Origin of the sequence: Acinetobacter sp. YH12046 (assembly GCF_013419905.1) — a bacterium.
Lineage (GTDB): Bacteria > Pseudomonadota > Gammaproteobacteria > Pseudomonadales > Moraxellaceae > Acinetobacter.
This window is the reverse complement of record NZ_VOZF01000003.1, coordinates 15,303-28,047: the sequence shown is the minus strand read 5'-3', so window position 1 is coordinate 28,047 and position 12,745 is coordinate 15,303. Positions and strand designations below refer to the sequence as shown.

Here is a 12,745-nt window from a genome sequence, read left to right as displayed (position 1 = left end):
TTTGCAGAGGTGCAAATGAATAAAAATATTATTGAACTCGAAAAATGGTTCAAACCTGAAGAAATTACCAAAATCCAAAATGCTGAATTAGGTAGTAAGTTTACATCTATCGCAATTATGGAGTGGCAGCAAATAGGCGTAAGTACTTCTATTGGTGGTATTGATGACATAGTGTTGCCTAAGAATGAAAATAGCTATTCGCTAAAAATATTGGATTTTAAGAAAGTAGATCCCGACCAACCCATGCGCTATATGGAAGTGGAATTTATTTTTGAAAAACAGCCCGCCTAGTGCGGGTTTTTTAATGCGAGGCGTCTATGTCAGTAGAATTTAATATTGAAGGCTTGGAAGAAGTTCAGGAAAAGCTTAAAAGACTGGCAAATCCTCGCTTGATGAAGAATGCTGCAAGGCGTTCAATGCGTAAAGCCATGGCAATTGTTCGTGATGCGGCAAGAGCTAATGCTAAAGCTTTGGATGATCCGCAAACAAGCGAAAAGATTTGGAAAAATATTGCCATTGGCGCAGGGAAAACACGAAACCCAAATGAAGTGATAATGCGTGTCGGTGTGCGAGGTGGTGCGTCATTTTCTAATCCAAATCCACCCAATACAAGCGGTGGTGATACGCGTCACTGGCGTTGGTTGGAGTTTGGCTCTGTACATAATCCACCAACTCCATTCATGCGCCCAGCACTGCAAAACAACATCCAAGCCGTAACCAATAGCTTTGCTGAAAACTTCAATAAAGAAATCGACAAGGAACTCGCAAAATTATGAACATTTTACCCGTAGTTCCGACACTGAAAGCTAGTCCTGAAGTCACAGCATTGCTCGGCACCAGCCCTTTAAAGGTCTGGGAAGATATTGCACCAAGTGGCACAGCATACCCTTATGCAGTCTGGTCGGTGGTCACAGCCAATCCTGAAAACAATTTGGATTGCCCGGCTAACCTTGATCATGTGTCCTTCCAGATTGTGGTTTACGACACTCAGCAGAAAAGAGCATCCGATATCCGTGCTGCAATCAGAAAGGCTTTAGAGCCACATTGCTATGTCACCAATATTCACCCGAACCATTTTGAACGCATTGCCGATACCAATATTTTTGGTCGCGGCTTTGATGCGAATTGGTTTTTGGATAGATAGGTTATGAAAGACAAAATTGTAGCGCTAATAGTTGTTCTTCTGATTGCAGCTTTCACCTGCCTTATGGTGTATGTGATCTGGCAAGAATCTACCAATCCAAAAATGGAATTAAATAAATCCGAATGGGATTGCGTTAAAACTGAAACACGCATAACCAATGTAATTATCGGTGGCAAATTAATGCCACAGTCAAATCAAGAATGCGTCGAATATAAACGCAACTAAATTCCAAATTTCCACATAGCACCCAATCGGGTGCTTTTTTTATGCCTAAAATTGAGGAGTAGCTACTCATGGCGAAGAAAGGTGTTTTATCTCAGGGTACGCATGTATGGATTTTACATGGCACAACCCCAACACTAACAAAAATGAACTGCATCAAAGCCCTGGTGCTTGGCGATGACAGTACTACAGAAATCAATACAACCTGTCTGGAAGAAGAAACCACAGCAACTTCGGATTGGGGTTTAACTACACCGGGTGAAGGTTCAATCCAGATTGATACTGATCCTAAAAACGCAACTCACATGACCTTACTGCAGCTTGCGGCTGAGCGTGCAGAAGTAGGTGTTTATGTGGGCTGGTCTGATGGTGAATCTGTACCAACAGTTTCCGGAAATACCGTGACACTCCCAGAAGATCGTACATGGTCATCTTTCCGTGCAATTCTGCGCAAAGGCTCTCCGGTATTTGATGCTGATGCGCTGGTAAATCACACCATTCCAATGAAACGCCAAACTGAAGTAACTGATGAATTTAAGGTGGTGGCTCCGTGAAGTTAAATGAAATCATTCAAGGCTCACTTGTAAGTGAAATCCATAACAAGACTGTTGAATTTAAGCATTTCGGCAAAAAAGAAACTGTCGAAATCTCTATCAAACAATTGCCTTATGCTGTGACAGAGCCACTATTTACTCGCTTGAATAAAGGGGAAGATGTGGTTGCTGAATGGATTTCTGCTGCTTTAGTTGATGAAAGCGGCAAGGCTTATTTAACCAAAAAACAAGTTGCCGCAAACTTTACTCAATCACTAGCTTCAGCAATTTTCAATGCGATTCTTGGTATTGAAAAAGCGCCTCTAGATGAAGAGGGAAAGTCAGACTAACACTGGATGATGAATTCTGGTGTGAACTGGTTTTGAATGGGGTTGGTGGTCGCACGATTGCTGAAGCCAAATTAAGCATGACGAATGCTGAGGTTTCACAATGGGCTGCATTTAGAAATAAACGCGGCTCACTCTTCATAGGGCGCAGGATTGAGCAAAGTATAGGTGCTTTAATGGCTCAATATAGACAACATAATGTTGGGCCAGAGGTTGAAGTCAATCCGTATGATTACATGCCTCACGAGGATGAACCAGAAATGTCCTTTGAAGAGCAGCGCATGCAGGCTATTAAGAAGAAATCAGGTTAGCTTGGTTTCTTTTTCACCTAATAATTAGTATCTTGTCCTGAATAACAAATATTTGGGGTGGGGTGTGGAAATAGTAATAGCAGTAATTGTTGGTGTGATTATTTGGTATGTTTTGAAAGCTAAAAAGGCAGCAAGTGAAACAAGTATAAATCCAAACCCAAACAACATTTCATACGCGTACAACATTGTGGGTGAGCAAGCATATCAAAATAATTTAAAAAAAATAGCAGGACCAAAAGAAGAAGAATCAAAGTTTTTTGAATGTTATGCAAACGTTTCGTCAGATCCATTTAACCAATATGATAAAAATGCAATTAAAGTTGAGATTAATGGCTTGACCGTTGGTTATATAAGTAAGGTTGAGGCAGCTAAATTAGCTGGAAGAGTAATAAATAAAACAGTTCCAGCAGTTATCGATGGCGGTTGGCTTGACGATGATGGTGAGGGTAGTTATGGTGTAAAGCTAGCTATTACAAACACCAATAATTTGCTTTAAGGAATGGGTATGAAAAAAATACTATTTGCAGGGTTTGCATGTCTGGGTTTGATTGGATGCGCTAGCCCAACCAGCGATATGCTGAAAAATAATTTCACCACCATTCTGCCTAATGATAATTCATTAAATGGGTACTGGTCTGGCAACAATGGCCCTTATCTAGTGACATTTAAATTTAATGGTGATGGAACCGGATTAATGTGTTCAAGTTATGGTGATTCAAATACATTAGAAAAGCTTAAAATTGCTGACGGTGTGATGTATATGCAGAATGGATTAAAACAAACCATTACTAAAAACACCAATGAAGAGCTTACACTGAAAGTTAACTATTTAGGATCTGCTACATTTAATTATAAGCCCGATCCGAGATTAACCAATGCATCACCTTATTGTGAAAAAAATCTATAGAAGTATTTAATGGTTCTAGAGCGTCCGAAAGGGCGCTTTTTTATTGCCTGAGGAAAAGTTATGGCAGCAGCATCCCTTGGTCGACTGACCCTAGATTTAGCAGTAAAACTCGGTTCATTTGAACAGGGTATGACGCAGGCAGAACGCAAGACTAAACAAACCACTGATGGCATGAATAAGGCATTTGCTGGATTTAAAGATCAAGTTGCAGATGCATTAGGTGGAACGCAATTAGGATCGCTTGTTGATTCATTTAATACCAAAATGGCATCGCTAAAAGGCGGGGTTCTTGTTGCGGGCGCAGCACTGGCTGGTATGGCGGTTGGAGGTATAACGGCTGCTGTTGGTGGGCTAACTCATCTAGCAATTGAAACAGCAAAGGCAGATAGTCAATTACAGGTTTTGGCAAACCGAGCAAATACAAGCGTAAAAAGTTTTCAGATCTTGGAGTATGCATCCCAAGGTTTGGGTGTGTCACAAGATCAACTAGGTTCTATTCTGGCTGATACACAAGAAAAACTGGGTGAATTTAGTGCAACTCAGGGTGGTGGGGCTGCCGACTTCTTTGATGCCCTAAAGAATAATACAAAACTATCTGAAGATCAGATCAAGTCATTCGCCAAAACACTTCAGGGCAAGGATGGTATTGAAGCAATCCAAATGCTTAATGATAAATTGGATGAGCTTGGTGTTACCTCGCAAGAACGTCGCTTTGTATTTGAAAGCTTGGCATCAGATCTAGGGAATCTTGCACCGTTATTCGCAGAAAATGGAAAACTTCTGGACGACTACGGCAGGGCATTGGAAGATGCCGGGATACTCAAAACAGAAGAAGCTATCAAGCAATCTCAACTTCTGGCAGCACAAACACAGGCTGTTAACCTTCAATTTCAAGGCTGGAAAAACCAGTTAGTATCTGGATTTATGCCAGCAATCGTGGATGTAGCAAATGCAATTTTTGGTACATCGAAAAATGGTATTCAGCTTCAACAGGTTGGTGAGGGCATTGGTTCTGTATTAAGAACAGTAACCAAAGTTGCGCTTGGAGTTTCAGCGGCTTTTAGCATAGCTGGTAAATTGATTGGTGGTGTGGCAGCAGCTATTGCAGCACTTAAGGGTGAAAAGATTAATACCCTGAATATCATGTTTGATGATATTGCTGCCACTTTAGACGATTATGGCACTCGTATAAATTCACTAAGTGAATCCAATTCAACCGCAAGCACATCATCTAACAATTTGGTAAATGCTATTCTGGCCGTCAACACTGCTTCTAATCAAACAGCAAAAGGTATTGCTTTAGACACTAAAACAGCTGATGAAAACGCCAAAGCCAAAGAAAAGCAGGCAAAAGCAGCTGAAAAATTAGCGAAAGAACAAGCAAAACTTAATGGTCTTGTTGGTGCTTCTGCATTAAACGGACTGCGTATTAAGTCCAGTGAGTCTATTGCTGGTGGTCAGGTTAGAGGCTATACAGCGGAATTTGCCAAATTAACTCAGGATGCTTTGGGTTCTCAGCTTAACCGTTTTACGGCTTTTAATGACAGCTATCACAAAGGTACTAATAGCAAGCATGCAGTTGGTCAGGCTTTTGACTTTACTGTTAAGGATGCAAGTGAAGCCAATGCCTCAATTAAGCGACTACAAGAAGTAGCCAAAAAATACGGCTTTACCATTAAGGCAATTAATGAATATGCGAATCCATCTGGGCGATCTACTGGTGGGCACGTGCATGTCTCTGTTCTTGGCTATAAAGGAACGAGTGAGATGCTCAAGGACGCTCAGGCAGAGGTGTCAATTGTTGCAAAGGCTAATGAGGATACTCAAAAACTGAGAGAAGAAGCTTTAAGAAAGCAGCATGCTATTGCTAAAGAGTTTCTTTCTGGGCAGGAAAAAATTGAGTATGAAAATGCCGTTTCTATTCAAGAAATCAAGGAGGCTTTTGCAGAAAATGATCCAAGCCGTGAGAAGTATTTAAAGCTTCAAAGACTGGTTTATGAAAAAGATATCGCCGAGTTTAAAAAAGCTCAGGATGCAAAAAAGCAAGCCGCATTCAGCGCAATAAACAATCCGATCAGCGATATGGTGGGTATTGGTGTAAATGCCAGAGCAAAAGCATCTCTAAGTTCCAGCCAGTATGACCAATGGAGCATTAATAACAACCAGCAAGATGGTTATTCTCAGCTTGCTGATAGTCTTTATTCTGCTCGTGCAGCTATTGAAGATGATGAGTTTTTAAGTGAAACAGAAAAATATGCGCGACTCAATGATGCGTATAAAACCTATCTGGACGCTAAAAAAGCTCTAACGGAAGAGTATGCAAGCCAAGAGTGGGAGTTAGAGTTTCAGCAATACAACAATAAAATGAACCTGTATGGTGAAATGTTATCTCAAGTCAGTTCGATTTGGGGCAACATGACCCAACTCGTCAAAGACAGCCAAGGTGAGCAGTCTAGCGCTTTCAAGGCAATGTTTTTGATTCAGCAGTCAATGGCAGCAGCCCAAGCAATTATCTATGCCAATGTTGCTTCTGCGGCAGCGTTGGCACCACCTCCTATTGGTTTAGGGCCGGTTGCTGGTGCTCCACTTTCATCCTTGATCAAGATCAATGGATACATGAGCGCAGGTATCATCGCCGGCCAAACCATTGCAGGTATGGCCCATGATGGTATCGACAATATCCCGAAAGAAGGCACATGGCTTTTGGATAAGGGCGAACGTGTTGTTGATAGTCGGACGAATGCCGATTTGAAAAACATGATTACCAATCAGAACAACAATGGACCTCAAATCAATATCAATGTTCCTCCTGGGTACACGGCTGAGCAAAGTCGCGGTGCTGATGGTGCTGTGACGATTGATATTGTTGAGAAGCAAATTAAGCGGTCTTGGGGGAATCTTAGCAATCCTAACTCGTATGAATCCAAGCAAATCCAGCGCAATACAACAGCAGGAGTGAAGCGATAGTGAACAGTTTCGCATTATGCCCGTTACAAGCCGGGTATTCCTTTTCACCTGGCAACAGCATGCTGGAGCAGCAACTTCTTGGTGGGTTCGCCCGTCAGCGAAGAATGTTTGTAAATAACGTGCATGTGGCCAATGTATCCGTACTGCTTAAAACCAAAACCCATGCTCAGTACTTCTGGGCATTTTGGCGATTGCATACACTCGATCCAAAGCCATTTTTATGGCGACTGATAACTGACTCAGCTGAAGCACAGGATCATACCTGTCAGTTTGTTGCTAATTCCATATCAGTCGGTGAGCGTAGCGGTGTGGTTTATTCCGTGTCATTTCAAGTGCGATGTAAACCATTGAACAATGGTGATTTAGCTTTTGATCAAAGCATTATCGACTTATGGGAATCAGGTAGTCCACTTGAGATGCTGAATTTACTTGAGAAGCTAGTGAACGAAACAATGCCGAATGCCTTGGGGGTGTGATGATTACAGTTGATGATATTAAGGATTTTCATCTGGATAGTGCGCCCAGCGTGGTATTGCTGGAAACACTTGAAATTAGTCATTCACTTTGGCCCAACCCAATTCGCCTTGTGACTAATCACCCGGATGGCATTTCTGTCACTTTGGAGAATGGTCAGCCGGCCATGTTTGAATTTATCCCGGTGATGATCCAACGAGGCAATACCTCTGATGATCTGGATCAATCCCTGAAAATCACAGTTGGGGATTTAGGTGAAGTGGTGCCACCGTTGATCAAGTTGATTGAAGATGCATCGAGTGACGAAAAGCCACAGGTAATTTATCGCTCGTTTGCTTTTGATGCTGCCTCTATGGTGCTTACCAAGGCCACACCGATTGAATTGATTCGTGGTCTGCATGTGGCACAAATGAATCAGGATTATCAGGCCACAACATTCGAAGCGGCAAACACTAGAAAGAACAGTGTTAGGACTGGCAGGACCTATAACTTTAAGGACTATCCAGACCTCAGAGGATTGATATGAAAAGTGTTGATGCCTTGCTGGACCGGCAATATGACCCTAAAAAATATCATTGTGTGCATTTTCTGATTGAAGCAGCACAGCACCTTTTTGAAAAGGATTATTCGCCAAGCTTTATAGGGCTAACTGGTGATTTAAAGCAAAGTATCCAGACTTCGCGTGTTACGACAATCAAAAACAAAAGGATCGAGAGGCCGAAAGATGGCTGCATTGTCCTAATGACCAATCTTTTAAATAGCTCCCATGTGGGGCTTTTTTATTGCGGTCGTGTTTTACACCTGTCCGAAATCGGTGTGCATTTTCAGGAACTTCGGTCTCTAGAGCGAAATTATTCAAGGTTTAGATTTTATGAAGCTTCGTATTTATCCCAATGAGCTTGATCCGACTGAATACAGTGAAAAAGAGTATGAGTGCTTGCTTAAAGACTGGCTAAATATTCGGGAAGAATATCCAGAAGCTCGCCTGTATAAAGACAGCATTTGCGCCCAGAATGATGTAACACCAAAAACCAAAGAAGAAGCACTTCAATTGCTGCATGCAGATGGTGATTATTTTGTGCTTTGCCATGCTGGGGATCCACTTACCATATTCTTGGTTGTGGTAACCGTGCTATCAGCAGCACTGGCAATCTACACCTACATGAACATGCCTGAGATTCCTGATCAGGCATCAGGGTCGGGTAACAACAGTCTGGCTTCACGTCAGAATAAACACCGTACCAGTGAGCGTGCACCAGACATCTACGGGAAAGTAAAATCTATCCCAGATCTGATTGCACCTCTGTACCGCTACTACGCAGACAATGTGCAGGTTGAGGAAGCATTACTTTCGATTGGCACCGGATATTTTGAAATAGATTCTGACCAAATCAAAGAAGGTGAAACCCCGATCAATACAATTGAAGGGGCGAGTTTAAGCGTTTATGAGCCAAATACGCTGACCACCGGAACTGCACAGATTCAGATTGGTGAAGCATTTAATGATCCACCAATTGTGGCAAAGCAAGTGAGTTCGGTTGATGGTAAACAGAAGTTAATTTCGCCAAATAACGCCATGAAAGTTTACAAAGGCGTAAGTTTTAACGGGAATACGGTTTCTGTTTCAGGGTCAACTGTGCAAGGAAAACTAGATAAGTATTCATGGGATAGCATCACAGCGGCATTCTTGTATCAATCTCAGAATGCATACGCTGACTTTAATGACCACTTTGTCAATGGTGAGCAGATCATTATTGAAAATGCGATTTATGGCTCGGCACCCAATTCCAATATTTCAGGCACCACGGATGTTTCGGCCGCTGGTATTTTAACAATTGCATCTTCTGTAAATATCAGTGATCCAGATAGCTATAAGAAAATTCGCATATCCTCGCTCACGATTGATGATCCTGTAGAAGGACAATTAAATTTAGCGGGGGAATATTCTGTTTCCAGCATCACCAAGACCGGTTCAGCTGGAGCATGGTTCTATGAAGTTGAATTAGCATCCAGTTATATGGAGACCAATATTAATTTTGGCCGAATGTCAGCGGATGGCAGCGGTATTTTGTCTGCTGTCTTGACAGACCATGATGAGAATATCGACCTTAGTGGCACATACACCATTTCATCGGTTTCAGCCAACGATATTACCCTAGTGAATCCAGCATCAGTCAATCCGGATTGGCTTCTTTTATCAAGCCTTACACAGCAGCAGATTGCAGATATGCTTGGGCGGAGCATCACATTCAAAGGCACAAGCGAAAACTTTATTGGTTGGTACTATGCTGGAAATAAAGACACCGAAGGCATGATGCTGAACTTTTTGGCGGCCAATGGTATCTATGAAGGGGATCGAGCCAAGCAGGTTGCTATTGAAGTCCACTACCAACAGGTGGTTGACGGTGTGCCGACTGGACAAATCTACAAAACAGGATTGGGGATGCAGGGCAAGGCCAACAACCGTGACCAAGTGGGGGCAACGGTACGTGAGGCATTACCGTTTACCGGTCAATTCCGTTTCCGTGCCAAGCGTATTAACGATAATGGCAGTAGTGCAAATCTGATTGATGATGTGGTATTTGAAAGTGCTTACAGTTTCTATGAAACGAAAAAGACTGCTTATGAATACGATACGACGATCAGATTAAAACGTCTTGCTATTGGATCTGGTACAAATGCATCAGAACTGAACCTGCCAGTGGTACGCAAACTTTATTCATACCGCAGTGGCACTCGATCTGCTGAACGCATACCAACTAGCAACTTTGCAGACATTGTCATTAATATGGCTATCGATCCACTCATTGGCCGTTTTGATATATCGGAAGTTGATGTTGATTCGCTGTATGACGCTTCTGATGAAATTAAGGCTTACTTCGGAACATCAAAAGCATGTGAGTTTAATTACACCTTCGATAACAAGGAATCTAGCTATCAGGAAATGGCCTTTGCAGTAGCGGAGGCAGTTTTCTGTACAGCGCGTCAGGAAAACGGAAAGCACTTTTTCACTTTTGAAAAAGAAACGCCAAATTCCTTAATTTTATTCAATCACCGGAATATAAAACCTGAAAGCCCAAATAAAACCAGATTGTTTGGCACGCAGGAGGGATATGAAGGCATTGAATTCAAGTGGCGTGATGAGGCTGATGATTATGCTGAGGCAGTCATTAAGTTGCCGCATGACGGTCTGTCTAACTACAAGACTATCGAAAGCAATGGTGTGACCAATGCTGTTCAGGCGCATCTTTTAGCACATCGGGCATGGAATAAACTTCGTTTTAATCGTAAAAATATTGAGTTTACCGCCTACGGTGAGGCTGATCTGGTTACACGCAATGACCGCATTGCTGTAGTTGATGACGTTTTTAAAATGCTCGGTAGTGGTGAAGTAGAAGCGCAGAACAATACAGTTTTAACTCTAGATAATGATGTCAATCTTGAGGAAGGTGAAAGTTATGTTATTCACCTACAGCTAAAAGATGGATCAGTTGATGTTATTAATATTGTTGACCAACTTAATTCAAACCAAGTGCAGTTGGCCCGAATACCCCTTATGCCTTTGGTTATAGGCAAGGTTGTAAGTGCCACCTATAGCATCACCAAGGCAAGCGATCGGGAAAGTGAAGCCTATTTGATACAGGAAAAATCACCGAGTGGAACTTTTGAAACCGGGATAACTGCAATCAAATACGATAGGCGCTACTACAGCAACGACAAAGACCACATAAACAATTTGATTTAACAGCCACCTTCGGGTGGTTTTTTAATGCCGGAGAGAAATATGGCTGATCAACAACAACCAGTGACAAGAGAAAAGTTAATTAATGCCGATATCGATGTGGATAATCTTGGCAAGGCGGTGAATGAGGAAACAATTGTAACCCCTCGGTATGGCGACCAATATAAATCAGCTCCATTGGCGATTAAAGAAATTGAAGATAATGGTATTGCAGCTGTAGCTGCTTTGAATGCCAAGGCTGATCAAGTGGTGGCTCAGGGCTTCTACAAGGGATACACCACCGAAGCTCTACTTCTGGCTGCCAAACCCGCTGTTGCTGAAATGCGTGCACGTGCCGATGATACTCGCAAAATCTATCGTTGGAATCGCACTAGTGCTGAAGGAGTCACGCCTGTTACGGGTACTTGGGTCGATACTGGTTTGAGTGATAAGGATCTTGCAGCAGCAGACGCAACCACCAAAGCCAATGCCGCGGAAGAGAATGCCAAGGCTTATGTGAACGCGAATGACGGGGCTACTCGGTGCAATAGCTCTGCATTCTATGATCCCTATTATTACAATGCAAATAATAACAAGCTGCAATCTGCTAACGCCGCATCTACGGACTTGATTTCTGTGAAATCTGGTGATGTGGTTAGCGTGTTTACCAAAACAAATTCTTCTGGGGGAGGTAATTATCCTGCGATTCTTGTTTATGACGCAAGCGGCGTATTTGTACGCTCTGTACAACCTTCGACTTATGCAACACCTATAGAAACAACAACAACCATTACTGAGGATGGCTTTATCCGCTCGCAGTGGATGGGCGCACCTTTAACTGATAAGGATGGGGTGGCTAAAGTTGTTATCAATGAGGGTGCTAAGAGATTTATAGAAGTTACTACTGCTTCAGCAAATCCAACAATCGCTGCAAAAGCTGAAAAAGTTAGTGTAAACCTGTATAACGACTTTGTTCTTGGGTACGTTAATGTGTCTGGAGATGAAACTGAATCAACAATCGCTGCAAGATCGCCTGTTTACAAGATGTTGCCGGGTACTGTTATTAACTTTTCAAGACCAAATGGGGGGTATTTTTTCGGCGTAAATACTTCACAAACAGCCAAAGTACCACACAATGGCACTCTTTGGATCAACAATAGTTCATACTCGATAACAATCTCAGAAAGCGCCCCGTATGTTAGATTCTTTTTACGCAATCAAGCAGGCACTGCGCTTGATTTAGCCAAAGCTATCGCAGCGGTTAAAATTACTAATAGCTCCGATGTTGCTTATAAACGTGATGTTGACCTGAAGGTCAACGCTTTAAGTGAAAAGATTAGTCAAGCGGCTGTATTTGATTTTAACTCACTGTACAGAACCCCTAGCCTCGCAACTGGTGGGGTAGTATCATTTATTGATGATGATGGTAAGGCGGAAGTTTATAGTGGGCTATACCCATTCATGAAAAGTATGGATGTCCCTTTCGGTGCTGCAATTGTACCGACAAACATTGGTCAGACTAATTTTATGACGATGGCTCAACTACAAGAACTGCATAGTGATGAAAAGTATTTTGAAGTGTTAAACCACGCTTACACACATGCTAATTTAGTTGAAGGTGGGCTAACAACAGAGCAAAAGCATCAAGAAGTCTACAAAGCAAAACAATGGTGTACTCAAAATGGATTTGAAGCGAATGGTTTTGTTTTGCCATACGGTAAAGATGATGCGGAAGCCCGAAGTATTGTGCAGATGTACTATCCTGCTTGTTACGACTATGATGGCGCTGTAAGGGTTGAAACTTTTACAACCATCAGAAACGAGCTAATTAGCCGAACAAGCTGGGGTAAGCAAGTCGATAGAGTTGCAAGACACAAAGCTTTGGTTGATCAGGCTGCCGCAAGCAATGGTTGGCTTGTCATCTGTACGCATGTTTCTGCCATAAACTTCTGGGACGCTAATTCATACGCTGACTTAACCGAATTAATTAATTACATCAAGTCGAAAGGCTGCAAGATTATGAAACCACGTGACGCTTTTCAGACTTTCGGCAATATAGTTGAAAATGATAGTGGTTTTAAGATTACAGCAAATGGGAAAATAGTTGGCGCAAGTTGAT

General features: G+C 42.2%; 15 protein-coding genes. All 15 read left to right on the top strand.

The window, feature by feature from the left end; genetic code table 11:
* Positions 1-15 precede the first annotated feature (15 nt).
* The 15 genes from FTU03_RS03120 (at position 16) to FTU03_RS03050 (ending at position 12,744) form a co-directional block, all read left to right on the top strand.
* Complete coding sequence (locus FTU03_RS03120; RefSeq protein WP_179992020.1) at positions 16-291, top strand: hypothetical protein; 276 nt, start codon at positions 16-18, stop codon at positions 289-291.
* A 26-nt stretch (positions 292-317) separates the two neighbouring features.
* Positions 318-776: an HK97-gp10 family putative phage morphogenesis protein gene (locus tag FTU03_RS03115; protein ID WP_179992019.1), complete on the top strand. Its 459-nt coding sequence runs from the start codon at positions 318-320 to the stop codon at positions 774-776.
* Complete coding sequence (locus FTU03_RS03110) at positions 773-1,144, top strand: DUF3168 domain-containing protein (RefSeq protein WP_179992018.1); 372 nt, start codon at positions 773-775, stop codon at positions 1,142-1,144. Before FTU03_RS03115 ends, FTU03_RS03110 begins: the two co-directional genes overlap by 4 nt.
* A gap of 3 nt (positions 1,145-1,147) precedes the next feature.
* Positions 1,148-1,369, top strand: coding sequence for a hypothetical protein (locus FTU03_RS03105; protein ID WP_179992017.1), 222 nt, complete (start codon positions 1,148-1,150; stop codon positions 1,367-1,369).
* Positions 1,370-1,437: 68 nt separating this feature from the next.
* The gene (locus FTU03_RS03100; RefSeq protein WP_179992016.1) at positions 1,438-1,920 is read left to right on the top strand and encodes a phage tail tube protein; all 483 of its coding nucleotides are present in this window, start codon (positions 1,438-1,440) and stop codon (positions 1,918-1,920) included.
* Entirely contained in the window at positions 1,917-2,249 is a 333-nt protein-coding gene (locus tag FTU03_RS03095; protein ID WP_179992015.1) for a phage tail assembly chaperone family protein, TAC, read from the top strand. Before FTU03_RS03100 ends, FTU03_RS03095 begins: the two co-directional genes overlap by 4 nt.
* A gap of 32 nt (positions 2,250-2,281) precedes the next feature.
* The gene (locus FTU03_RS03090; RefSeq protein ID WP_306669514.1) at positions 2,282-2,557 is read left to right on the top strand and encodes a hypothetical protein; all 276 of its coding nucleotides are present in this window, start codon (positions 2,282-2,284) and stop codon (positions 2,555-2,557) included.
* A 64-nt stretch (positions 2,558-2,621) separates the two neighbouring features.
* A complete protein-coding gene (locus FTU03_RS03085; RefSeq protein WP_179992014.1) occupies positions 2,622-3,053 on the top strand; it encodes a hypothetical protein in 432 nt (143 codons plus the stop codon).
* A 9-nt stretch (positions 3,054-3,062) separates the two neighbouring features.
* Positions 3,063-3,464 (top strand): J517_1871 family lipoprotein, encoded by a 402-nt coding sequence (locus tag FTU03_RS03080; RefSeq protein WP_179992013.1) that lies wholly within the window; start codon positions 3,063-3,065, stop codon positions 3,462-3,464.
* A 60-nt stretch (positions 3,465-3,524) separates the two neighbouring features.
* Complete coding sequence (locus FTU03_RS03075) at positions 3,525-6,431, top strand: hypothetical protein (RefSeq protein ID WP_179992012.1); 2,907 nt, start codon at positions 3,525-3,527, stop codon at positions 6,429-6,431.
* Entirely contained in the window at positions 6,431-6,907 is a 477-nt protein-coding gene (locus FTU03_RS03070) for a hypothetical protein (protein WP_373684489.1), read from the top strand. Before FTU03_RS03075 ends, FTU03_RS03070 begins: the two co-directional genes overlap by 1 nt.
* Positions 6,907-7,431: a DUF1833 family protein gene (locus FTU03_RS03065; protein WP_179992011.1), complete on the top strand. Its 525-nt coding sequence runs from the start codon at positions 6,907-6,909 to the stop codon at positions 7,429-7,431. The genes FTU03_RS03070 and FTU03_RS03065 overlap by 1 nt, the downstream gene beginning before the upstream one ends.
* Positions 7,428-7,802 (top strand): hypothetical protein, encoded by a 375-nt coding sequence (locus FTU03_RS03060; protein ID WP_179992010.1) that lies wholly within the window; start codon positions 7,428-7,430, stop codon positions 7,800-7,802. Before FTU03_RS03065 ends, FTU03_RS03060 begins: the two co-directional genes overlap by 4 nt.
* Entirely contained in the window at positions 7,777-10,650 is a 2,874-nt protein-coding gene (locus FTU03_RS03055) for a host specificity factor TipJ family phage tail protein (RefSeq protein ID WP_179992009.1), read from the top strand. The genes FTU03_RS03060 and FTU03_RS03055 overlap by 26 nt, the downstream gene beginning before the upstream one ends.
* Positions 10,651-10,689: 39 nt before the next feature.
* Positions 10,690-12,744, top strand: a complete 2,055-nt coding sequence (locus FTU03_RS03050; RefSeq protein ID WP_179992008.1) for a polysaccharide deacetylase family protein — start codon at positions 10,690-10,692, stop codon at positions 12,742-12,744.
* The last annotated feature ends 1 nt before the right edge of the window (position 12,745 follow it).

What these genes read in the sequence shown, in the direction of transcription:
- FTU03_RS03055 (WP_179992009.1), top strand. Translation starts at nt 7,777, where the DNA reads ATGAAGCTTCGTATTTATCCCAATGAGCTTGATCCGACTGAATACAGT.
- FTU03_RS03110 (WP_179992018.1), top strand. Translation starts at nt 773, where the DNA reads ATGAACATTTTACCCGTAGTTCCGACACTGAAAGCTAGTCCTGAAGTC.
- FTU03_RS03065 (WP_179992011.1), top strand. Translation starts at nt 6,907, where the DNA reads ATGATTACAGTTGATGATATTAAGGATTTTCATCTGGATAGTGCGCCC.
- FTU03_RS03060 (WP_179992010.1), top strand. Translation starts at nt 7,428, where the DNA reads ATGAAAAGTGTTGATGCCTTGCTGGACCGGCAATATGACCCTAAAAAA.
- FTU03_RS03115 (WP_179992019.1), top strand. Translation starts at nt 318, where the DNA reads ATGTCAGTAGAATTTAATATTGAAGGCTTGGAAGAAGTTCAGGAAAAG.
- FTU03_RS03050 (WP_179992008.1), top strand. Translation starts at nt 10,690, where the DNA reads ATGGCTGATCAACAACAACCAGTGACAAGAGAAAAGTTAATTAATGCC.
- FTU03_RS03080 (WP_179992013.1), top strand. Translation starts at nt 3,063, where the DNA reads ATGAAAAAAATACTATTTGCAGGGTTTGCATGTCTGGGTTTGATTGGA.
- FTU03_RS03105 (WP_179992017.1), top strand. Translation starts at nt 1,148, where the DNA reads ATGAAAGACAAAATTGTAGCGCTAATAGTTGTTCTTCTGATTGCAGCT.
- FTU03_RS03100 (WP_179992016.1), top strand. Translation starts at nt 1,438, where the DNA reads ATGGCGAAGAAAGGTGTTTTATCTCAGGGTACGCATGTATGGATTTTA.
- FTU03_RS03075 (WP_179992012.1), top strand. Translation starts at nt 3,525, where the DNA reads ATGGCAGCAGCATCCCTTGGTCGACTGACCCTAGATTTAGCAGTAAAA.
- FTU03_RS03120 (WP_179992020.1), top strand. Translation starts at nt 16, where the DNA reads ATGAATAAAAATATTATTGAACTCGAAAAATGGTTCAAACCTGAAGAA.